The 23,669-nt window shown below is 46.4% G+C and carries 17 protein-coding genes; 7 read left to right on the forward strand and 10 right to left on the reverse strand.

The window, feature by feature from the left end:
* The first annotated feature begins 153 nt into the window (after positions 1–153).
* The 3 genes from O3C43_12365 (at position 154) to O3C43_12375 (ending at position 6,079) form a co-directional block, all read left to right on the forward strand.
* Positions 154–1,305: an NnrS family protein gene (locus O3C43_12365; GenBank protein ID MDA1067286.1), complete on the forward strand. Its 1,152-nt coding sequence runs from the start codon at positions 154–156 to the stop codon at positions 1,303–1,305.
* A gap of 133 nt (positions 1,306–1,438) precedes the next feature.
* The gene (locus O3C43_12370) at positions 1,439–4,564 is read left to right on the forward strand and encodes a DUF1553 domain-containing protein (GenBank protein ID MDA1067287.1); all 3,126 of its coding nucleotides are present in this window, start codon (positions 1,439–1,441) and stop codon (positions 4,562–4,564) included.
* 93 nt (positions 4,565–4,657) lie between these two features.
* Positions 4,658–6,079: a DUF1501 domain-containing protein gene (locus O3C43_12375; GenBank protein MDA1067288.1), complete on the forward strand. Its 1,422-nt coding sequence runs from the start codon at positions 4,658–4,660 to the stop codon at positions 6,077–6,079.
* A 16-nt stretch (positions 6,080–6,095) separates the two neighbouring features.
* Here O3C43_12375 and O3C43_12380 read toward each other — a convergent pair whose 3' ends face one another.
* From O3C43_12380 to O3C43_12390, 3 genes are all read right to left on the reverse strand, one after another.
* Complete coding sequence (locus O3C43_12380; protein ID MDA1067289.1) at positions 6,096–7,400, reverse strand: DUF1552 domain-containing protein; 1,305 nt, start codon at positions 7,398–7,400, stop codon at positions 6,096–6,098.
* Positions 7,393–10,194 carry a DUF1592 domain-containing protein gene (locus O3C43_12385; protein ID MDA1067290.1) on the reverse strand — a complete coding sequence of 934 codons (2,802 nt, stop codon included), beginning with the start codon at positions 10,192–10,194 and terminating at the stop codon, positions 7,393–7,395. Before O3C43_12385 ends, O3C43_12380 begins: the two co-directional genes overlap by 8 nt.
* Positions 10,195–10,323: 129 nt before the next feature.
* Positions 10,324–10,467 (reverse strand): hypothetical protein, encoded by a 144-nt coding sequence (locus O3C43_12390; protein MDA1067291.1) that lies wholly within the window; start codon positions 10,465–10,467, stop codon positions 10,324–10,326.
* A 70-nt stretch (positions 10,468–10,537) separates the two neighbouring features.
* On the opposite strand from O3C43_12390, the gene O3C43_12395 reads away from it, so the two are divergent.
* A complete protein-coding gene (locus O3C43_12395) occupies positions 10,538–11,005 on the forward strand; it encodes a hypothetical protein (protein ID MDA1067292.1) in 468 nt (155 codons plus the stop codon).
* 24 nt (positions 11,006–11,029) lie between these two features.
* The gene (locus O3C43_12400) at positions 11,030–11,932 is read left to right on the forward strand and encodes a hypothetical protein (protein MDA1067293.1); all 903 of its coding nucleotides are present in this window, start codon (positions 11,030–11,032) and stop codon (positions 11,930–11,932) included.
* 8 nt (positions 11,933–11,940) lie between these two features.
* On the opposite strand, the gene O3C43_12405 is transcribed toward O3C43_12400, so the two are convergent.
* From O3C43_12405 to O3C43_12430, 6 genes are all read right to left on the reverse strand, one after another.
* Positions 11,941–14,613 carry an AMP-binding protein gene (locus tag O3C43_12405; GenBank protein MDA1067294.1) on the reverse strand — a complete coding sequence of 891 codons (2,673 nt, stop codon included), beginning with the start codon at positions 14,611–14,613 and terminating at the stop codon, positions 11,941–11,943.
* Between the two features lie 118 nt (positions 14,614–14,731).
* Complete coding sequence (locus tag O3C43_12410) at positions 14,732–15,994, reverse strand: serine hydrolase (protein ID MDA1067295.1); 1,263 nt, start codon at positions 15,992–15,994, stop codon at positions 14,732–14,734.
* A 26-nt stretch (positions 15,995–16,020) separates the two neighbouring features.
* Positions 16,021–16,983 (reverse strand): cyclase family protein, encoded by a 963-nt coding sequence (locus tag O3C43_12415; GenBank protein MDA1067296.1) that lies wholly within the window; start codon positions 16,981–16,983, stop codon positions 16,021–16,023.
* 246 nt (positions 16,984–17,229) lie between these two features.
* Positions 17,230–18,321, reverse strand: a complete 1,092-nt coding sequence (locus tag O3C43_12420) for a sugar kinase (GenBank protein MDA1067297.1) — start codon at positions 18,319–18,321, stop codon at positions 17,230–17,232.
* A gap of 2 nt (positions 18,322–18,323) precedes the next feature.
* Positions 18,324–18,968, reverse strand: a complete 645-nt coding sequence (eda, locus tag O3C43_12425) for a bifunctional 4-hydroxy-2-oxoglutarate aldolase/2-dehydro-3-deoxy-phosphogluconate aldolase (protein MDA1067298.1) — start codon at positions 18,966–18,968, stop codon at positions 18,324–18,326.
* A 97-nt stretch (positions 18,969–19,065) separates the two neighbouring features.
* Positions 19,066–20,076: a hypothetical protein gene (locus O3C43_12430; protein MDA1067299.1), complete on the reverse strand. Its 1,011-nt coding sequence runs from the start codon at positions 20,074–20,076 to the stop codon at positions 19,066–19,068.
* 95 nt (positions 20,077–20,171) lie between these two features.
* On the opposite strand from O3C43_12430, the gene O3C43_12435 reads away from it, so the two are divergent.
* Complete coding sequence (locus O3C43_12435; GenBank protein ID MDA1067300.1) at positions 20,172–21,608, forward strand: arylsulfatase; 1,437 nt, start codon at positions 20,172–20,174, stop codon at positions 21,606–21,608.
* Positions 21,609–21,615: 7 nt separating this feature from the next.
* Complete coding sequence (locus O3C43_12440) at positions 21,616–21,939, forward strand: hypothetical protein (GenBank protein ID MDA1067301.1); 324 nt, start codon at positions 21,616–21,618, stop codon at positions 21,937–21,939.
* Positions 21,940–22,088: 149 nt separating this feature from the next.
* Here O3C43_12440 and O3C43_12445 read toward each other — a convergent pair whose 3' ends face one another.
* The gene (locus O3C43_12445) at positions 22,089–23,594 is read right to left on the reverse strand and encodes a sulfatase (protein ID MDA1067302.1); all 1,506 of its coding nucleotides are present in this window, start codon (positions 23,592–23,594) and stop codon (positions 22,089–22,091) included.
* Positions 23,595–23,669: the final 75 nt, after the last annotated feature.

A 23,669-nucleotide genomic window follows, 5' to 3' on the forward strand; every position in this document is an offset into this window, starting at 1 on the left:
CGCTCCCGCGCTTGCTTGCAAACTGCGCCTTGTTCTTCATCACATCTAGATTTTTTGAAACTATGAGGTCTACTACCGATTATTTTAGTAAAGTATCCCATCCACGGGCTCTGACTTCCAGTCCCTGTGATTTGCTCTCCAAGGTCCGGACGCATGTTTAGGCTTCTTCGAGAGGAGCCGTTTCGAATATTTTTTCCGGCGGGAATTCTTGCTAGCATCGTTGCGGTGGCACTTTGGCCTTTGGTTTACGGGGGATGGTTGGACTATTACCCGGGTGAAGCCCATGCGCGAATGATGATACAAGGATTTGTGGGTGGATTTGCGTTGGGGTTTTTAGGAACGGCGTTTCCTAAAATGATCGAGAGCCCGTCACTGACCTCCGCAGAACTTGGTGTGCTTCTACTTGCGTATCTGGGATGTGTCTTTGCGCATGCCTTCGACCAGATTGCATTGGGAGATATTTTCTTTCTGCTTTGTTGGTTTACGATGATGACTGCTTTGGTGGTGAGGTTTGTGTTTTTCAGAAAAGATCTCCCGCCACCTGGTTTTACTCTTGCCGGACTTGGTCTTTTGGCTGGTGTGGCAGGTACTTTAATTCTTCTTCTGGGACGGTTTTATGTGCTGTCTGAATTCCAATTTAAGCTCGGAGCTCTGTTTCTGAATGAAGCGTTTATTCTTGGACCCATTGTTGGAATTGGTGGGTTTCTCTTTCCGCGCTTCTTTTCCGACGAGGCAGTTAAAGAGTCCGCGTTGAGTTGGAACGCACGAGCTTGTTTCGGTTTCATTATTGGGCTGCTTTTATTTGGTACCTATATCACCCAAGCAGCAGGGGTTTCTACACTTGCGCCTATGATTCGCTCCTTGATTGTGACGTTATATCTACATTCTCAGGTTTCTGTGTTTCAGCGGGGATCTAGCACAGGCTCGTTATCTCTTATGCTAAGAATGGCTGTTGCCTTCCTTCTTCTGGGGATATTTGTCTCGGGTGTAACAGATGTATTCCAAGTAGCGATGAAACATGTAATTTTTATAAGCGGCTACGGTATGCTCATTCTGGCCATAGCTACACGGGTAACCTGGGGTCACAGTGGAAACTTGCACTTGACTCTAGGTAAACGAACCTCGCTCCGAATCATTCTTGGAATAGTTCTATTAGCCATGACGACTCGAATCGTTGCTGATTTGATCCCAGCCATCCGAGTTTCGCATCACGTGTACGCTGCGATCAGCTGGTTGATTGCGACCGTCGTTTGGTCATGGGCGGTATTACGATATGTCAGGCAGATGGATGCAGAAGAGGAGTAATTAAAACAATTCCTCTTTAGTGTAGGGGCGCTTGATTAAGTTTGAGTTATAGATGAATATGGATTTATTCCTACTTTTCACCAAATTTCACCTGGGTATTCTTTGAGAGCGCCCTAATCGAATGAGTTACCTTTTGAATAATTTTCGAACATTTCTTCTATATACCCTGATATCCTCTGTTGTTTCGCCAGTTGTATTTGCTGAAGTCGATTTTAATCAGGACATTTTGCCCGTTTTATCCGACAATTGTTTTAAATGTCATGGTCCTGATGAAAATACTCGGGAAGCAGACCTGCGTTTGGATATAAAGGAAGGCGCATTTGGGGATCTCGGAGGAGGTTTTTATCCGATTGTTCCGGGGAAACCCGACGAGAGTGAAATGATTTGGCATATCAATGCAGAGGATGAAGACGATCTTATGCCACCTCCTGATTCCGGATTATCATTAACCGAAAGGGAAAAGCAACTGATCGAGCAATGGATTGAGGAAGGAGCTGAGTGGAAAAAGCATTGGTCTTTCGAAGCGGTTAAACGTCCAGATCTTCCCAAGGTAAACTATTCAAAATGGCCGCAAAACGAAATAGACTATTTCATATTGGCCAAGTTGGAGGAAGGCGGTTTGTCACCCTCACCTGAAACCGATAAGACTACCTTAATTCGTCGTCTTACGTTGGACATTACAGGTCTTCCGCCAACGCCTGGTGAGGTGGATGCTTTTTTGACAGATACCAAGCATGACGCCTACGAGCGTTTGGTAGATCGTTTACTGGATTCTCCGCGGTATGGAGAGGCGATGGCTCTGCCTTGGCTGGATGCGGCCCGTTATGCTGATACGGATGGTTATCAAAATGATGGTCCTCGGGAAATGTGGCGGTGGCGCGATTGGGTGATCGATGCCTACAATCAAAACATGCCTTTCAATCAGTTTACCATCGAACAATTGGCTGGCGACTTGTTGCCCGATCCCACAGAGGATCAGTTGATTGCCACCGGGTTTAATCGCAATCATCGGTATAATTCCGAATCCGGTCTGGTTCTGGAGGAATTTCGTTTGGAAAACGCGGTAGATCGCGTGGACACCACTTCAACCGTATGGATGGGCCTAACCCTGGGCTGTGCCCGTTGTCATGATCACAAATACGATCCATTTTCCACCAAAGAGTATTATCAACTCATTTCTTATTTTAATAGTATAACTGAATCGGGAAGGGCGGTTAAGTTTAGCAACTCCGAGCCGTGGATTACAGCACCAACGAAAGAGCAGTCCAAAGCGTTATCTAAAAAGGATAAGCGTATTGTCGACGCGAGAACCGCACTAGAATCCAGTTTTCCGGAAATTGAGTTGGCCCAAAGCGCGTGGGAATCTTCTGGTGTCGAGCAGGCATCTGAGAGAAAATTTTTGAATAAAGGATTAATCCGCTATTATTCCTTTAATGGCAACGACCCAGGTGTGAGTGTGCTTGATGGACAGCCTTGGTTGAGTAGTGGAGTTTTCGGTACGGCGGCAAGTTTTGATGGCGGTAGTCTTTTTGTCGTGGAAAGTGATCCCATGTTTGTGACTGAGAATCGTTGGAGTATTTCGTTTTGGATAAAGCCCGATTCGGTGAGTGATTCGGTTATTATTTCCCGTCAGGAAACGAACACTACGAGGCCTGGGATTACAGTTGAATTAAAGGACGGGCATTTACAGTTTTATTGTATGACCAGGTGGGTCGCCGGGGTGGGGGCGGTTGAGACGCTTGAGGAACTTATTCCGGGGGAATGGAGGCATGTCACAGTCACCAATGATGGCTCTTACCGTGCCGGTAAAGGTATGAAAATATTCCTGGATGGAGTTTCAGTTTCGACTCGGGAATTACACAACACAAACAGTAACAAACAAGTGTTTGCGAAGAATGCGAAATTCCGTGTGGGAGGTGGTGTTGTTGGGAATAACTACATGGGCCTCGTGGACGAAATCCGTATTTACGACCGAACACTATGGGAAGATGAGGTGGCGATCTTGGCTGTTCCGCAATCGGTAAAGGAGCTAGCAGGCATCAAACCGAAACATCGTTCGAATGAAGCGACGGCAAAGCTTCAGAGCTACTACCTTGATAACGATGCAACCGAAGTTCACCAGGCTTTGGTGGATTCTCTGTTCGATGCGCGTTTGGATCGATTGAAGTTTTATGACAGCTTACCAACAACCATGGTCATGGAGGAGCTCGAATCTCCCATGGAAACGCATGTGCGAAGACGGGGTGTTTATCATGATCTTGGAGAGAAAGTGGAACGTAAGCTGCCGACGGTTCTTGTAACTTCCGACGAAATCTTCGAGGAAAACCGTTTGGGTTTGGCGCAGTGGTTGGTGAACGGAGAGCATCCATTGACTGGTAGAGTCACTGTGAATCGATACTGGCTTAAGTATTTCGGCCGCGGTCTGGTAAAATCCGCCGAAGACTTTGGAATTCAAGGGGACCGACCCAGCCATCCCGAGTTGTTGGATTGGTTAGCCGATGAATTTGTTCGTCTGAACTGGGATGTGAAAGCGATGCAAAAGTTAATCGTGACAAGCGCTACCTACAGACAGTCTTCACGGGTTAATCGTCAACTGTTGGAAAAGGATCCGGAGAACGTTTTACTTGCCCGTGGGACTCGCCAGCGTTTGTCTGCTCATGCATCTCGAGACCAGGCCTTGGCTGTAAGTGGCTTACTTGTGGAAAAACTCGGAGGACCATCTGTAAGCCCCTACCAACCAGATAAGTTTTGGGAAGAATTGAGTAATATGACGTACGAGCAATCGAAGGGGGAGGATCTCTTCCGGCGTAGCTTATACACCATCTGGAAACGAACCCTTCCTCCTCCATCTATGGCGGTGATGAATGCGGCTGATCGTGAATCCTGTATGGTGTCTCTCGATCGAACCAATACACCGCTACAAGCTTTAACCCTATTGAATGAAAAAGCGTATGTCGAATCGGCGCGCAATTTTGGACAACGCATTTTACTGGAAGGGGGAAGATCCATTCGAGATAGAGTTGAGTTTGCCTTTAGGAGCGTGGCTGGCCGCTATCCCCAGGAACAGGAGCAATCTCTATTGGAATCTGCCTATCGCGATTATCGTGTGCTCTATGCAGATGATCCTGAGGCTGCCAAGAAATTGATTTCTGTGGGAGAGTCCAAACATGCTGAAAATTTAAATTCTACTGAGCTTGCCGCAGCGACAACTTTTGCTAACATGTTGCTGAATTTGGATGAAGTCGTAACGAAGGAGTAAATCATGGATAACCTAAACCATACCAATGAAACTCGAATCTCCTGCGGGGAGGAGTGTCATAGCTATTCACAGCTTTCCTGTAATCCCTTAACGATGACCCGTCGCTTTTTCCTTGGAACAGCGGCCAAGGGGTTGGGTGGTATGGCTCTGGCCTCTTTGTTGAACGATAAGTTACTGGCAGCACCTGCGGATGGCAATGGTCTTCCCGGGATTCCACATTTTGCTCCCAAGGCCAAACGCGTCATTTATCTCTTTCAATCAGGAGGACCTTCACAGCTCGAGTTGTTTGATTACAAACCCAACTTGAATAAGCTTCATGGACAGGAAGTTCCTGCTTCGGTTTTTAATGGGCAAAGACTAACAGGTATGACTGCGGGGCAATCTTCGTTTCCTGTCGCGAGGTCCGTCTATGATTTTGAGCGTGTCGGAAAGAATGGAACTTGGATGAATACGGAACTGATGCCTCACCTCTCGAAAGTGGTGGATGATCTATGTATTATTAAATCCATGCATACCGAGGCGATCAACCACGATCCGGCTATTACTTTTTTCCAAACAGGTTTTCAAATCGCAGGTCGACCCAGTATCGGTGCTTGGTTATCTTACGGTTTGGGTAGTGCAAACGAAAATCTTCCAGCCTTTGTTGCGATGACGTCCAATGGAACCGCGGGTGGGGGGCAACCGCTTTACGATCGTTTGTGGGGTGCAGGCTTCCTGCCATCCAAACATCAAGGAGTAAAATTTGCGGGAGGAAAAGATCCGGTTTTGTATTTAAATAATCCTGACGGTATGAGCAGTGAGATTAGGCGAAAAACGCTCGATCATATCGCTGCCATGAACCAGATGAAGTTCGATGATTATGGGGATCCCGAGATTGAGACCCGTATTTCTCAATACGAAATGGCCTTCCGTATGCAGACGTCTGTTCCGGAATTAACTGATGTTACAAGTGAGCCTGACAGCACGTTCAAACTCTATGGCGAGGATGCCAAAAAACCTGGAACTTATGCAAATAATTGTCTGTTAGCACGCCGCTTGGCGGAACGTGGAGTGCGATTTGTTCAATTATTTCACCGGGCATGGGATGCTCACGGAAATCTACCCAGGGTTGAATCAAGGCAGTGCCAAGACACCGATCAGGCAACGGCCGGACTTATTTCGGATTTAAAACAAAGGGGCATGTTGGACGATACGCTGATCGTTTGGGGCGGAGAATTTGGGCGTACCGTTTATTGCCAGGGTGAGCTTTCACCCAAGGAATATGGTCGTGATCACCACCCACGTTGTTTCAGTATGTTTTTGGCCGGAGGGGGAGTGAAGCCAGGTATCAGTTACGGTGAGACCGATGATTTTAGTTACAACATCACTTCCGATCCAGTCAGTGTGCACGACCTTCATGCCACGATTTTACATCAGCTGGGAGTTGATCACAAAAAGCTGACCTACAAATTCCAGGGCCGCCATTATCGCCTGACCGATGTCCATGGTAATGTCGTCAAGCCGATCTTGGCTTGATGTATTTACCTCGGATCTAACTCAACTGTGCGATTGTACCTGTGCTGGCGTTATTGAAGTTGTCGTTTTCAACGCCGTACTTTTGGAGAAGTGTCAGGTGCAGGTTTGCCAGTGGAGTATGTTCAACGCAGACCACGTGACCTCCCGGTTTCAATGAACCACCTGCTCGACCGGCCAAAATGATAGGTACGTTCTCTTTTTTGTGACCGTTGCCATCTTTCATGCTGGAGCCATAAAGTACGGTTGAGTTGTCCAGCAAACTTCCATTGCCTTCGTCGATATTACTCATTCGTTCCAGCATATAGGCAAGCTGTTCAATATACCAGCGGCTTACCCGTGTGTATTCACTTACTGCTTGTTCCTGAAATTTGTGATGAGACATGCCGTGGTGATCGGATGTTACGCCATCCAGGAAACTGAAATTTTGACGACTGAAACCGTGCGCGGTCATTAAAGCCCCTACGCGCGTCGTGTCTGTCCAAAAGGAGAGCACCATGAGATCCATCATCAGTTTTAAATGCGTGCTGCGGTCTTGAGGAATGCCTGCCTCGGGACGAATCATCTCCGGTTGGGTGAGTGGCTGCCAGGAACGCTCCTGAGGATTCAAGGTATTTTCAATTCGGACTTCCACAGAGCGAACGCTATCAAGGTATTCACCGATTTTGTGTTGATCATGGTAACTCGCCTTGCGCTGTAAGCTTTTGGCATCGTCCAGAACCAGATCGACAACGCTCTTCCTTCGGGCTGCCTTGAGTTTAGCCTCAGGTCCGTTGTTGCTTCTGAACAGGCGGTCGAACGCTACACGGGGATTAATCTCGGGGGAAACACGTGTTGTCTCCGAGCTCCATGAAACGGTGTTGGCAAATGAAATGGGATTCCGACCGGCGTTTCCCTGGCGTGGAGGTTCTGTTCCTAAAGTAATAGACGGGAAAAGCGTATCCCTTCCTATGGCTTGGGCGACCATTTGGTCGAGGGAAACCGCATTCTTGTCACCCTCGATCTTGGTGCCAGTTAGAAAGGCTCCAGTCAATTGGACATGACCCTTACCTATATTGTCGAGGTTGGATAAAATGGTTAGCTCTCGTTTAAGTCCCTGGAGGGGTTTAAGAATTGGAGACAATTCAAATTGCCTACCTATACCAGTGACATCCCATGCTTCCGGAAAAACTCCATTTGGTTGAAAAATACAAGCCAATCGGGTTGGGGGAACTGCAGCCGAAGCCTTGGCCGAACTTCCCATAATGTCCAGATAAGGTAAGGCGAGACTGGCGCCTACGCCTTTAAGAAATGTTCTTCGTGAGATGTGCCAGTTGTTATTCATGATCGGGATTGGGGTGTTGAAACTGAAAGGGATAACTCAATATCACTTCTGATATTAATGACTTCGCATTGTAGTGGTTATTCTCCAAAGCATCAATGATTTTTATGATAGCCGCTTCGTCGTAGTGTTTCAACTCTCTGCCTAGCGCAAACGCTAACATTCTCTCAGTTATATTGCGGATAAACTCGTCCTGCTTATTTGCAAGAAGGTAGTCTTTGAGCTCAATGGGACCGTTAAAACTGACTCCGTCCGGCATGATGCCGCTGCTATCAATTGGTTGGCCGTTTTCCTTTGTTCGGTAGCGTCCAATAGCGTCGAAATTCTCTAGACCGAAGCCAATGGGATCAATTTTCTCGTGGCAATCCACACAGCTGGGATCGCGGCGATGCATTTCAAATTCCTCCCGCAAGGTTTGTCCTTTAACCTGCCCGGCATTTTCTGGAAGAATGCCAGCGTCGGCAGGAGGCTCAGGAATACGATTCCCGAGCAAGGTTTCCAGCACCCATTTGCCGCGACTTACGGGATTGGTCCGCACCGGATTGGAAGTGGCAGTTAGAATGCTGCCCATGCCAAGCAGGCCTCCGCGATTGCGGTCCGTGAGTTTCACAGGCCGCATTTGGCTGCCTTCCACGCCTTTTATTCCGTAGTGCATTGCCAACACATCGTTGAGATAGGTTTCGTCAGAATCCAACAACTCCAACAGACTTTCTCCTTCTTTTATTAGAGTATCAAATACCAGCAAGGTTTCTGCCTTCATTGACTCTTGAAGAGGGATATCGAAATTTTTAAAGGTTCCCGGGTCTGGAATTATGGATACACCGAGTGATTCGAAACCCAGCCATTGGCCAAGGAATGTTCCCATAGTCGCAGTTGCTCTTGGGTCCTGCATCATTCTGTCAATTTGCTGCTGAAGCGTCTTTGGATTATGCAAGCGATTTGATTTGGCCAAAAGAAAGAGCTCTTCATCGGGCATAGACATCCAAAGGAAATAGGAAAGTCTTGAGGCCAATTGGTAGTCATCGATGCGATATTCCTTGATTGTTTCTGATGGTGCCAACTCGGGACGATAAAGAAAGTGGGGCGATACAAGAACAGCTGTCAGAGCCAACTTCACCGACTCGTCAAACGATTGGCCTTCATTGGATGCTTTTTCGTAGAGTGAAGTGTAGCGTGCGACTTCCTTTTTTGAGACCTTTCGCCGGAAGGCACGCTGAGTAAACTGTTGCAGGATTGTATTGGCTGCTTTGACAGCGGACATCTTTTCTCCCGGCGTGGCTATAAAAACCAGTGACTCCGGAGGTGCAGTCTTGGGGCGGATGGGACCGCGAATTTTTACCCAGTCAATCGCCACACTTTGAGCCTTGTGTATCACTGCTTGTTTATCCGGTTTGACGTCGGCTATGGCAGCAAGAATCTGTTCGTTAGCATGAAGCTTTTCAGCATTCATGGAACGGAATCGATCTTCAAATTCCTCTTGAGACAGGTTCAGCTTTCTTGCGAGTTCTGCGGTAGCATCTTTGACAACCTCACTACGTTGAATGACGTAGTCCTTATATTTGAGAATTTCTTCAGGATCTCCTTTGGTTCCAAGTAAGCGCAGTTGTTCGTATTGCTCCTGCATTAGACTTATCGCTTCATTGAAACGTGCGATGGATGAGATAAGTGCTTCTGAATCACCCGGGCTTGAAGGGTACTTAGGCGCATTTTCAACTACGCCTTGTTGAACCAGCTTACCTGCGTCGACCGGAAGATCCTTGTAAGTTGGCTGCTTGGGTTGAGGTCTTGGTTTATAAAGGACAGCAGGTATTTGGATATTCCAGGCGACCTGATGACTGCCTTTTGCAACAAAGGTAGTGATTTCGTAGATTCCAGGATCCTCGCTGTAAATTTTGATATCTCCCTTGGTTTCATCGTTTATACGTAGACGCGTGCCCGTCGGACCCTCTGTACTCAGTGCTCGAACCGTAAATTCGTAAAACCCATCATGCGGAAAGTCGATCGACTCATAGAGAGTCATTTGACCGCGGTTAATGACGTAACCTAAGAAGTCGTTTCCAAACTGCTTTGGGGTTTCCCGGGTCTCCGTCATGAACATGTCTTCCGATTCATAATGGTACTCAATCGGCTCTTTCTTGAAGGACAGAAGTGCGTCGATGGAACGTTCTGCAGCATCAAAATATTTCTCCATCAAAACAGGGGTTATAAATAAGTTGTCGCGATCATTCGTAAAACCGCTTTGCCCTTCGCCGTCCTCGGAGAAAAAGTTTCCGGGCTTAATGTCAATGCCCAATAGGTCGCGCATAGTGTTGTTGTATTCCGTTTTCGTCAAACGGGGCATGGTTATGTGGCCTGGGTTTTTAACTTTGGACCAGTCAATTTCATTCAAAGTCTGTTCCAGCCAATTAACCAGAAGGGAGCGCTCCTCCGTAGTCGGTAGAGGCTCCTCATCCGGCATTTCTTCCGTTTTCACCAAATGGATTACCTCCTGCCAGAGCTTGTGCTCTTTGAGGAGCATTAGCTTATTATGGAAACTCGAAAGTTGGACATCTCCCTTTTGTTTTTCTTCTCCATGACAGCGAAAACAATATTCCTCCAGCAACGGTTGGATATCATTTTCAAATGTTATCGGGCCTTCTTCAGTTGCGGCTATCGCCACGCTGCCCAGTTCCAAAATTAACCAAAAAACCAGCACTGACAACATCGTCACTAGTGAGATCTTTGGGTGTTTCGGATTCAACTTTGAAGATAGCCAGTCGAAAGCCGTTGTATTTTTAGGAGAATGATTATTTCCCATTGGGAAAAAGGGTAGAAGATTACGATTTCAGGAACGTGCATTTCTAGAGGATTACTGCCCAGACTCAAGTACGATTGTTACTGTGAGATTTATCGGTTTTCCGCACTTGCGCGCAGATAAACAATTATGTCAGATAACAGCAATTTCGATGGAGAAGTTTAATAAGCCAGTCACTGAGGATTCAAACCAGGTAGCGGAAATATCAAGAGGTGAAATGCTTTTGCAGAAATTGAGATCCCGCATGTGGATTATTTCACCAACGGTTTTAGTCATAGTTGCTTTAATTCACCCTATCGCAGTACATCATTTCAAAATGAACCCATGGAAAGGGGGGGCGTTTGGAATGTTTTCATCAGTTGACCATTATAGTAATCGATTTCTTCGACTGACGGTGCCGACTGAACAGGGTGAATATCCCGCTTTATTGACAAAATGGAAAGCCAGTAGAATCCATATTATCTGTATTCCGAATATCGGCCTACTGAATGAAGAGGCGGCATGGCAAGATAACAAGAAATGGGTCCTTTTAAACACGAAGGATTTAGATATTTCGAAAGCTCTAAAAAGCACATCATCGCGGCAGGAGCAAGCGCTTGTAAATGCCTATGGGAGCAGCCCAGAACCAAGTAACAGGTCGATGAACTTTTACGATGAATTTCTTGTTCAATCTAACCTGGTAAAAGAATTTGAAGCCCATTCCGGAGTTGTCGGAAAATCGCGGCTTGAAGCCTTTCGATTGGTCTATGAAGGATCAGGTCAATTCAGTTCCAGAAAGTTGGCCTCTTCTGAAAACGACCAGGCTGGTAGATAGAGGGAAATCAATAGACCATTTTCTATGAATTTAAACGCGAGTTACCTTTGTAAGTTTTTAGATAGACTCAACGATTGGGTGAGACCCTATGTTCAGGGTGGTCCTTTTGATGCGGCGATCTGTATCACATTGGTATTCTTTTTGATCGAACGTTCCAGTGAACCACAGTTGCTAATCCTTAGCGGATTGGCAATCATCGTAAGACCCTTGTCCCGATCACCTGTTTATTGGATATTGTTGACCGGTTGGTATGTTGGATCCCAATGGCCTTATTGGTCGCATATGGACAATCATCTATACCTTTTTGCTTATTGGTGTCTGGCGATTATTCTGAGTCTTTTTAGTCAATTCCCAGAAGATGTATTGGCCAAATCAGCACGATGGTTACTTGGGTTGGTCTTCTTTTTTGCAGTGCTTTGGAAATTGCTGTCGATTGAATACTTGAATGGCTACTTTTTCGAATACGCTTTATTGGCCGACATACGACTATCACCTGTAAGCCTTGTCTTAGGACTTTCCGGGGAAACATTGTCAGAGAATCGTGATCTTTTGAGTATGTATATTTTCGGAGCTGATCCAACAAGCCAGCTAACCCTTACAACCTCCCCCTGGGTTCCATTTGTGGCCAAGGTATTAACCTGGTGGATATTGTTATCGGAGACAGCGGTAGCCATTGTTTTTTTGGCCCCGACGCGTTGGTTTAGTGATTTTTGGCGACATGGATCCATGCTTGTTTTTCTTTATACGACATACCCCATGGCCCAAGTAAGTGGCTTTGGTTGGATTCTGACTGCGATGGGAATTAGCCAGCTTAAGCGGTCGTCCAAGCCCATTTATCTTGCCCTGTATTTGGGAGCATTTCTCGTAGTATTTTTCTCAAAACATCCTGGGATTCGAGGGATTCTCCAACATATGAATTTTCTCTGAAATACTTTTTATTTTAACAAAGTGTGGATGCGGTTTATTGGAATTTGAGTAAGAAGTTTCCGGTCTACTTTACCGGTAGGGTTTGTTGGCAAAGCCGCTACTTCGTAGAGGTAATTTGGAATCATTGCGGTAGGGAGGTGCTTGAGTAATCCTTCCCGAATCTCCTCTTTACTGGTCAGATCATGTCCTTCTTGTAGTTTATAAAATGCATAGAGCCTCAAGGCATTATTAACCGTTTCATCCTCGCGGACAATCACCGCAATTTCAGAAATTTGGTCCAGCTTCATAAACGAACTTTCCACATCGGGAATTTCCATTCGGTAACCATTTACTTTTACCTGATTGTCTTTTCTCCCCAGATTTACCAAGCGGCCATCTTCCATTAAGTAGCCGTAGTCGCCGCTTCTGAAAAATTGCGTATTGTCTGTTAAACGTTTCAAGACTTCTTCGGTTTTATCTTTATCGCCCCAATAGCCTGAAAAAATGTTGGAAGTGTTCAGGCAAATTTCTCCCTCTACATTGTATGGGCAAGGATTACCCTCAGGATCTTGAATCGTTAAGTTAAGCTCTTTGAATGGGATGCCTACGGGAATTTGCTGTGGTACCACCGTCTCGTGAACAATGGGATCAAATGAGATAGATCCTGTTTCAGACGACCCAAGGTTAGAGTAGTAAATGGTCCCTTTTTTGAAGTGTTTTTTGAATTGTTCTATGTCACTGTGACGGGAAGGTTCTCCTCCTGGAGTTACGGAGCGAATGGAAGTAATTACTGTTTCTTCATCCAGAGAATTTATGAAACTTCGATACACCGAGGTTACTGAGTGAAAGATAGTTATTTTGTTGGCAATGAGCCATGATGCAAGAGCATCAATGCCACGCTGTTTTAATTGATAAAAGCAGAAGCAACTTCCAAACTGCATCGAAGCATAAAACCCATTTAAAAACCCCATAAAGGCTCCCGAGTAAACACTCAGGTAGCGATCGCTGCTTTTTAGATCTATTCCTTTTCCTCGCCGCCAACCGATATACGAAATACTACGATGATTGTGGAGAACTCCTTTCGGTTTGCCGGTAGTTCCAGAGGTAAACAATATTACGGCAGCCGAATATGGTTCAATGTGCGTTGGTAAAAGCACTTTGTCGATCTGAGCGGTTAGTTGGTCAATCGAAATGGTTTGAGCTTTTGATTTCTTAAAAACCTGTTCGGCTTTTTTCAGCAGACGATCGTCGGTTATCGCAAGGTCGGCACCTGACGCGAGAATTATGGCGTTTGTCCTTTCAGTGGGATGGTCGGGATCAAGTGGAATATAAAAATTTCCGGATTTCAACACAGCCAGGAAAGTTGCACACATGGAGTAGCCGTTACTCAGGTACACGGCGATTCCGTGACCCGCACCATCCAGGGTTTGAGTTATATGGGTGCCAATAAAATCAGAATATTCATCAAGTTCTTTGTAACTATAAAACCTGCCATTGCTCATGATGGCTTGTTCGTTTTTGAATGTTTTGACCACTTCCTTGAAGCGATTTACTGGCGAGCAAATTTGAGATTCAGGAAACGGGAGTTCTATTGATGATGAGGAATGGGTTGTTTTATTTGTATTCTTATTGCAGATTTCCTCGATGATTTGATTTGTGTGTTCAACCACGTTTTTGGCATCTTCACCATACATAAGCGTGAGATGATCTCCGGGTACTTCTATGATTCGAAGACCAAGGCTGGCTCTCTTGGTCCAGCCAAGTTCGTAATCAAGCTCTCTTCTTAGAAGAAGTTGTTTTTTTGCTCTCAATAAAATCAGCTCACCTTCAAAAGTTCCATAATCATAAACCCTCCGTAGGTTATTTTGCGCTGCATCTTCGATTCCCATCGCAGCCAACTGGTCGTCCCGAACTGTCCTGGAAGAACGAGAATTCAGTTTTTTCAAAAGATAAATCATCTTCACTCCGATCAACGAGCTTACGTTTGTGAGATTTAATCGAGCGTTATTCCGGCGATAGGTACTTCGTCCAAACCGGAATCTTATGACCAGTCGCTTTAATCTATTAAACAGGCTTCCCGTGAATCGTGGTTGGTAATATTCTTTGCCTCTTGCAATGGTGTCATATACTATAAGTAGTTCGATTTCGTCTCCGGTTGCCTTTAGCTGTTTGGCAACTTCCCAGGCAAAGGTTCCTCCGAAAGAGTACCCGCAAAGTCTGTACGGACCTTCTGCCTGAATATCCTTGATGGCCTTTATTTTATATTCAGCAATCTCTTCAACGGACTTGTAATTATGTTGGCCGCTTGATGATACCCTTGGTTCGAGGCAATAGCAGGGTTGATCTGGTTTCAGATGCTTACTGAATTCGCGGTAATGAAATATTCCACCTATGGCCGGGGCTAAAACGAATAGAGGCGTCTGATTTCCTTTGATTTGAAGCGGAGTTACGATAGCTCGCTTTTCTTCCTTCTCGAATGTGGCAATGAGTTTTGCAAAATCTGCAAGTACCGGTGCTTTGTAAACGGTTCCTGCAGGAATAAGGAAACCTGTTTTGTGTTCAACGGCCAAAGACATGTTAATTGCAGCCAAAGAATCTCCTCCCAGTTCGAAAAAGTGGCTGGATGCAGTCACCTCCTTCGAAGGAAGGAATTCTAACCAGAGCGAAACTAGGATTTCTTCGATTTCTGAAAGCTGCTTCATCTAAGAAGTTTTGGAATTAAATCGTTTTCCAAGAATTACAAAATACCTTTAATTATTCTCCAACAGACAAGGCTTATTTTGGGTTTAGGAAAATATCTGACGGAGAAGTCAAGCTTACCTAACGTTTTTTTAAATCCACAATCGCCTGGTAGACCAACGAATGCATTTTTCGGCGAAGGTTGTAGGGCGAGTTTCTTACCTGGATCATTGTTATTACCGTTAGGTCTTCAATCGGGTCTATCCAAAAAAGGGTTCCGGCAATTCCGCCCCAGTAGTATTCGCCCACAGATCCTGGCGCTCCCGTAGTGGTGACATCTTTTACGATTCGAAACCCTAGTCCGAAACCGTGATCAGCATTGGAGTCATAGGTTTCCAGTGTAGCCGGAAAATGATCAGTTCTCATCAGCTCCACGGTTTTCCGACCGAGTAGGCGAACACCATTAAGCTCTCCTCCATTGAGCATCATTTGGCAAAAACGCCAGTAATCTGCCGCGGTCGATACGAGGCCTCCTCCGCCTGAGAAGAATGTGACTTTGTTGACAAATTTGCTGGATTGAGGCGCATCGCTCAACTCTAACGAACGCGTGTCCTTGTTGAAAGAGTAGCAAGCGGCGAAACGACCTTCCTTTTCATCGGGTACTTCAAAAAAAGTATCTTTCATCCCTAAGGGAATAAAGACTCTTTCTTGTAGAAATTTATCGAGTGGCATTCCGGAGAGGATTTCCACCAGGCAACCCTGTACATCGACAGAAACACTATAAACATACTTATCTCCTGGATGGTTTTTAAGAGGGATACTCCCCAGGGTTTCCAAAAATTCTTTTGAGGATTTTTTTCTTAGCACTTCATGTTGGTTATATAGTTTGTCTACTTCGCTATTTCCAAAGATGCCATAGGTTAGTCCGGAGGTGTGGTTGAAAAGATGTTGAATCGTCATCTGCCTTTTAGGCTCAACCAACTCGCCGTCTACCATTACTTTTTGGTCCTTAAACTGTGGAATATATTTTGAAACGGGTTCGTTGAGTTGGAACTTACCTTCCTCGTGAAGCATCATGAGAGCCGAGCTCACTACGGGTTTGGTCATTGAATAAATCCGTACAAGCGTGTCCTTTTCCATCGGGTTTCCAGATTCCAGGTCACGAAGACCATAGTTCTCGTAATGCACGATTTTTCCGTGTCTCGCTACGAGTGAGACCGCTCCGGGCAACTCTCCTGAATCGACTAGCTTATTTAAGTTCTCATCAATCCTTTCCAGGCGTTCAGTGGACATTCCAACCGATTCCGGTTTGGCGAATGGGAGGTTAACTACTTTTGAATCAAGGTTTGCCAGGCTGGCAGACAGCAGAAGTAGTCCAGTAACAAGTTGTTTGCGATAAATCATGGGGTGGGGATTTTGAGCATTGAGGATTAAAAAGTGGCTATTGGATTCAACGGCGAACCTGTGCCACCTTCAACCGGTATAGGAGCTACTGTCAGAAGGAATTCATAGCGACCCAGTTCGTCGCATTTTTGAGCCAAGCGCTCGAGTTCGAGATTGTCGAGTATCGGCACTCCCATCACGTTCAACATCATCAAATGAATGGGCGAGGAGTAGCCTTCAATGCCCGATGGGGAAACATCGCTGCCTCCATCGCTTCCCATCACAGCAATGTCTCTTTCCTTGAGCCACCGAGCGCACGAGGCATATAGACCGGCAGAGCCGGATTCCCACGGGCCAAGCTCATCGCGCCTTGCCCAACGGCCTGTGTGAAGCAAGACGGCATCTCCCTTGCGAATCTTCACGCCCACCATTTTCTCCCATGCGTCCAGATCTTCCGGATACAGTGCGGTTCCAGGTTCGAGGTATTTGACTCCTTTGAGTTTTGCAGCGTCAATTAAAACTCCGCGGGTAAAAATTCCTTGCTTGGCATTTCGGATATCCAGTTTTCCCGCTCCCATCTCTGTAACAACGTTAGCTGAAAATCCGTTATACAATTTTCCGTCGTCTATGTAGTGGCATAAAGCGTCCATGTGGGAATGAGCGAAGCCGTGGTATGATACCGAGTAATTATCCGAATTCCACTGTTCTCCAAATCCCACCATCGTGTGCATGAACGGTCTGGGGTTGTCGGGGGCGATTGTTTTTATTACATCCCGTGCCGTTGAAACTGAAATGCCTTCCGTTACCAAGGCAGCGGCATCTTTTCGCGTTTGCGGCGTGATAAGGTTGAGTGCACCTTTCTGGTCATCCGCACCCCAGCGTCCCCAATTGGACAACTCTTTTTTCATAGACTCGATATCTTTCGCCGTAAGTGACTTGTGCTGGTTGGCTCCCAATGCAAGAGGTGCGAACATGGTAAGGGTAATTAGGATGCTGCGTATTTTGTTCATGATTAACTCGAATTGGTTTTGACTCTTAGTTGCTGTAATCCGTTTGTGCAAAGAAAATGAGTGGCGCAGAGATTGGGAATGTAGCCCAGTCATCATGACTGGGTATTGAAAACAGCACTAATATTTTTCAAGCGAGATTGCTTCTACGATCCCGACCCTACTACTCAAATGATTTCAGAGTCACCTGGGGCTTCCGGCTTTCTCGGGAGCAATAAATACCTAAGATGTCTATTCGACTCAAACCAGTTACCTGACGACTCTTCCCGAACCACCCGATTTGATCAAAGCTTCTACTTCTTCTCTGGTTGAGAAGTTGTAGTCTCCGTAAATGGAGTGGGCTAGGCAGGAAGCGGCTACTGCGAAATCAATGGCAGTCCCCGATTCTGAAAGCTCTGGCGTATTCAATGCGAAAATGAGACCCGCACCAAACGAATCTCCACCACCTACTCGATCCACAATGTTCCTGATTTCGAAGGGTTGGTATTCGCCTTCGTTTTCTGGTGAAAAGACGGATTTTTTGGTTGAAGCATCGTATAACATAGCTCCCCAATTGTTGTGAGAAGCTGAAATGCTTTCCCGAAGGGTAATTGCAACTTTGCTCACGTTGGGAAATTGGCTGACAATTTCTTTCGCTACCTGGGTGTATTTGGCAGCATCGATTTTGCCTGAATGAACATCGGTATTCTCAGGGTGGATTCCTAGAACGTCTGAAGCATCTTCTTCATTGGCGATCACCAGGTCGACGTAAGGCAAAATCTTTCGAATGGTTTTTTGGGCGAGCTCGTTGGCTGAGGTCCCTGGCTCCCAGTTCCACAGTTTTTTGCGGAAATTCAAATCACAGGAAACCGTAAGCCTTGCTTCCTTTGCGTTTTTTACCGCAGCCAATGTGGCCTCAGCTGATTGTGCTGAAAGGGCAGGCGTAATGCCAGTCGTGTGCATCCATCCCGCGTCACCATAAATAACATTCCAATCATACGCTTCGGGAGGAGTCATACTTACCGACGAGTAGTCGCGATCGTATATAACTCGGCTGGGTCGTTGGTTGGCTCCCGCTTCTACCCAATAGAGTCCAAGGCGTCCGGCATCCGTTAACACAATACTTTCTGTGTCGACCCCCAGTCCTTTGAGGTTCGCCAGGCAAGCTGCCGTTATGTCATTTTTAGGTAGGGCAGTTACAAAACGCGTTTTGCCACCAAGCATACTAAGGGAGGCCGCCACGTTCGCTTCCGCACCCGCGAAGGTCAGGTTGATATCGCCAGGGAGGGATTGACGAAAGCGTTTGAATCCGAAAGGGCAAAGGCGCCCCATGATTTCACCAAAAGTTACAATTGTTTTCATGATTAAATAGAGTCGGCTATGGTTCGAGCTTCACGGGCATTGGCTTCAATGGTGTCCCAATCTTCGGCGTTGATCACATCCTTTTTGGCAAGCCAGGATCCGCCAATGGCGCAGATGAGAGGTGACTTCAGGTAGTCGACCATGTTCTGGGCATTGAGTCCGCCCAAAGGAATAAAGTCGAGGCCAAGGTGTTGGTAGGGTGCTACCATTCCCTCGAGGTGTTTTAACCCGCCGGATGTTTCGGCTGGGAAATATTTTATGGTGCGGCATCCCAGTTCAATTGCGGCTTCGATGTCGCTTGGAGTCATGATGCCAGGGCCAAAAGGTAAGCCTCGCTCCTGCGCGTATTTAACTATCCTGGCGTTCATGCCCGGTGCCACACCGAATGCGGCGCCCGCTTCTACTACCTGATCTACTTGCTCTGTAGTAAGTATGGTTCCGATTCCTGCCAGCATTTCCGGAACTTCAGCTGTAATTGCCTTGAGCGCAGGTAATGCGGCCGGTGTTCGTAAAGTTAGTTCCATCGCTCCGATGCCGCCGCGAAGAAGAGCGCGGGCCACGGGAACGGCGTGAGCAGCATTGTCGATAACGAGGACAGCAACCACTTTGGATTGTTTTATTTTTTCGTGAAGATCTTTAGGAAACATAGTTTTTCTAAATAATAAACTGCCAGAAATTGTTTTGGCGTCGATTTATGCGTATGGAAAACAAGATGACCAGAAGGTTTTTAGTCAAAGGTTGAGTTTAAGGACCAAGCGCCCGTTTACCTTCCGTAGGGTTGATAGTAATGCTGTATTGATAGGTGCGGGATTTTCCCGCGGGTAGTTTTATTAGGTAGTCCTTTTCCTCAATGGCTTCCTCAGTATCTTGTAAGTCGTGGTGAGCAACCATAGGTTCTATCGCTGCATAGGGCATCCCAGGCGGCGACCATAAGTTGGTGTTTGGAAAGTCTTCCAATTCAACAGTCACATAAGGCTTCCGTCCTTTAAGTGCTATCCCGATGGATCGGGATTGGTTATCCAACAAAAACATTCCACCATTGGGGATACGATCGTCACTTAAACTGAGTCGGTCTTCATTGTTCAAGTAGTCTACTTTGTTTTCCTGAATCAGACTATCGATAATCTCGTTACGTTTTACATGCATCTTTTCGGAAAAGACGTATTGGTAATCCGAACGATCCCTGCGGTTAGCGAGCGGTGCGTTGAACCCCGGGTGGCCTCCAAGTGCAAAATAAAGAGTTTCATCCCCGGTATTGGTGACTTTGTATTTCTGCAAAAGGGTTAGCCCTTTTACCTGAGAGGTGATTTTAAGCTGAAATGGGAAGGGATAATGCTGCAAAGTTTCTTCAGACGAATTGAGCACCTGAACCACTTTACTTTCGGAAAAGTCTTTTTTTAGATTTTTCGGAGTCCGATCCTTTTTCTTTTCTTCGGTATGTTCTGCAGTTTCGAAAGTCGCAACGACTGCGAGTCCCATTCGCGGCATTTCAAACTCCTTACCTTTGTAGGTGAATCGGTTATCTTTGAAGCGGACATTGACTGGAAACATGTTGGGTGACCGCGCGGCCCAGAATTCAGGGTCACCTTGCCATAGGTATTCGATTTCCGTCGGTATATGTTTGATGCTTTGCAGTTCAGCTCCCTTCGTCGCCAGGGTGACTGACAGTTCCTTGTTTTGTATGGAGACAGTATGGTGGTTTCCCTGAAGCGAGTTGGTTGCCATTATGCTAAGAAAAAAGATGAATATCTTCATAGGTTTTATAATCCGGAAAAAATGGGATAGGGTCTTTGGGTTTACTATTCGGTATTGCCGAGAAGGACATCAACCAATTTTATAACTTCTTCCCTATGAAAACGCTTTTTCTCTTCTTTTGTTCCGTCATTTTATACAGCTCCCTTTCATTGAATGCAGCAACAGACCGTCCGAACGTGTTACTGATATTGACGGATGACCAGGGCTATGGGGATCTTTCATTGCATGGTAATCCCTACCTAAGCACGACTTCGATGGATCGAATCGGGAAAGAGGGGGTTCGGTTGGACCGGTTTTATGTAAGCCCGGTGTGTGCGCCGACGCGTGCCAGTCTAATGACCGGGCGTTACCACTTAAGGACTGGGGCATTTGGTGTAACCAGGCGTGAGGAGGTAGTGAATCCAAGCGAAACTACGATAGCCGAGTTGATGCGCGATAATGGTTATGCGACCGGTTGTTTTGGAAAGTGGCATAACGGCTCCATCTATCCGGAAACTCCCAACGGTCAGGGATTCCAGGAATTCCTTGGTTTCCTTGGCGGGTTGACCCAGCGTTATTTTGGACCCGAGTTAAATCACAATGGTGTAGAGGACGATTACGAAGGCTATGTTACGGAAGTGCTTGCCGATGCCGCGATCGATTGGATGAACGGGCAGGTTGAAGCAGATAAACCGTTTTTTTGTTATGTTCCCTTTAATGCGCCCCACACACCAGGGTTGGTGGATGAATCATACTGGAAACCATTTTATAACAAACAGGCAGGTCGTTGGGAGTCGGTCATTTTCGGTATGATTCAGGCCATCGACGATCAAGTTGGAAAGATCCTCAAATTCCTGGAAGAGAAAAGACTGGAAGAGAATACCATCGTTATTTTCATGTCCGATAACGGACCGGCCACGTGGAGGTATAACGCTGGATTGAAAGGGAAAAAGGGACAACTTTATGAAGGTGGCATTCGCGTGCCTTGTTTCATTCGATGGCCAGGAGTCTTGAAGCCTCATGCGGTTGGGAGGCCTTTGTCCCACCTCGATATTCTTCCGACGTTGGTCGAATGGTGTGAGCTGAAAGGAGCCGAGGGATTAGCGTTGGACGGACGAAGTTTTGCTTCGCTAGCCGAAGATCCATCAACGAAGTGGCCTGATCGAAATTTTGTATCCTTTTCCCAGGGACAGGAATCCAAGATCGAGCGGAACGGTACGGTTCATAGCGATCAATGGACGGCTGTTCAACAGGAGGGAAATTGGGAGTTGTACGATATTCAGGCAGATGTTCGTCAACGGCAGAATGTTGCTGATAAACATCCCGAGGTAGTAAAAGCGTTAAGTTCCTATTTTAAAGCCACCTTGGCGACTATGCCTCCGTTAGGAAAAGCGGCGCCTGTTCCGGTCGGGATTGAGGGGAATGTGATTGTTCTTTTGGAGGGACAAGATGCGATACTTCCCAAGTTCAAGGGGAAGGGTATTGATTATAACTATCCCGCCGGGTTTTCCCACCATTGGATCAGTCGATGGACAGAAAAATGCCTATCCTGAGTGGGATTTGGATATCGTAGACGGCGGCACCTATAGCATGGCCATGTACTACTGCATTGCAGAATCTGACCTTGGAGTGAAGGCCCATTTGGAGATCCAGGGAAAGCAACTCGCGATAAAAATAACCGAGGCGTTCGATCCACTGCCCAACCCACAACCGTTCTTGTTGGATGGCGAAGCAGCCAAATATCAGAATAAGGACTGGAAACGATTAGAGCTTGGTCAAGTTCGCTTGAAAGAGGGAGCTACAAAGCTTCGGATTCGCTTAACCGATATTCCGGGGAATGCAGGAATGGAAGTGAAAGAAATAGAACTTAGAAAAGTTAACTGAACTTATCGCTGCTTCTGTTTTCTTTGTGCGTAACTCTGCTGCCAAACGCACATAGTACCTATGAGAGCTGGCGAAGGTTTGTCCGGAATGGCGATGAGTTTCTTGCCTTGTAACACAACAGCGGAGCAGAACTCTATTTGAATGAAACGTTACTCATATTGCCATTTCATAATCCAGGGATCATTCATGATTTTCTGGTATTCTTTCAGCTTGGCTTTGAGCTCGTCGAGGACTTTTGCGAATTTTGGGTTATCCGCGAGGTTCTCATTTTCATACTCCAATTTGCTTAAATCATAGAGCTGCCAGGTTGGTCGATTCACATACTCATCTACAGTCATCATCCCATACTCGGTATCAGGACCTTTGGCTAACTGGGCTTGCCAGGTCGAACTTGCCCAGAGGTCGGATGCAAAGGGGTAGGGCAGTCCGGAGGCGATATTCCAAATAAGTTTGTATTTACCGTTATTCACCGAGCGCATCGGGTAATACATTTGAATTTCATGAAACGTGTGGGAGCCAAACACCACTTCCCAGTGAGTGGCTTTGGGTTTGCCCAAGATGTTGATCCAGGTCTTTCCATGGTAAGTATTATAATCGTTACCTCCCATGTTTTCCATGAAGACATACTCCTTGTCCTTATAAAACTCTTTGGCTGAAACCAACTTCTTGGGAGCGTTCTTTTTTTTGTCCAGCCCGCCAGCGAAATCGAGAAGAGAAGGAGTGATGTCGATATGACTGATCATAGCATCGCTGACCACTCCCCGGTTCTTCTCATAGGGATTTCGAACAACAAAGGGCACACGCAGGCCGCCTTCAAAAATGGTTGTTTTAGCGCCCGCAAATGCCATGCCGTGATCGGCAGTAAACACCAGCAGGGTTTTGTCGTAGAGGTCATTGGCTTTAAGAATTTCAATCAAACGTGCGACCCCTTGATCAACGCGCGCTGTGCTTTGGTAATATTGCGCTAGTTCACTTCTTGATTCTGCCGTGTCAGGTAGGAAGGGTGGAATTAGGACATCGTCCAGATCGTAGAATTTTTCATCCACGCCTGGGTGGGCACCGTCGTTGGGTTTGTTGCCGAACAAGTCAGGTTTTAAATCGCCAACGAAGTTTTCATCTTTACCTCCACCACGGTGTGGATCGCTGGTTGCGAAGTAGAGGAAGAAAGGACGTGCGTCGTTCGAAGTGATAAAGTCCTCTGAAGCATTTGCCATTTGCACTGCATTTCTTCCGTCACCGTTTAAATAGGTTTCATAATGAAACACATCTTCCGGAGCCACGTGGTATTTTCCGATTTGCGCAGTACGGTAACCTTCGTTTGCCAGTACTCTTGGAAGTGCCAGGCTAACCACATTCCGGTAGGACTCGAACTTGTGGTACGCATGAGTGTGACCGTATTGACCATTGTGATGGTTATGCAGCCCCGACATGACGACCGATCGACTGGCGGAGCAGCTGGCGGTGGTTGCGTAGGCCCGGCTAAACATCGTACCATCCGCCGCCAGGCTGTCGACTGCTGGCGAGTATGCCACTGTGTCTCCATAGCAACCCAGGGTTGGGCTTTGGTCATCGGTGATGATAAAGATGATGTTTCGTTCTGCGGCAAACACAGACATTGAGAAAAGCAAGGTTAGGAGTATTAGGAGGAATCTCATACATCCATCTAGAATTCCTGGAGTCCGAGGTTCAATCTCTTAATTATTTTTAAATGCCTGATTGAATCTGCGGAT

This window comes from Verrucomicrobiota bacterium, assembly GCA_027622555.1.
GTDB lineage: Bacteria > Verrucomicrobiota > Verrucomicrobiia > Opitutales > UBA2995 > UBA2995.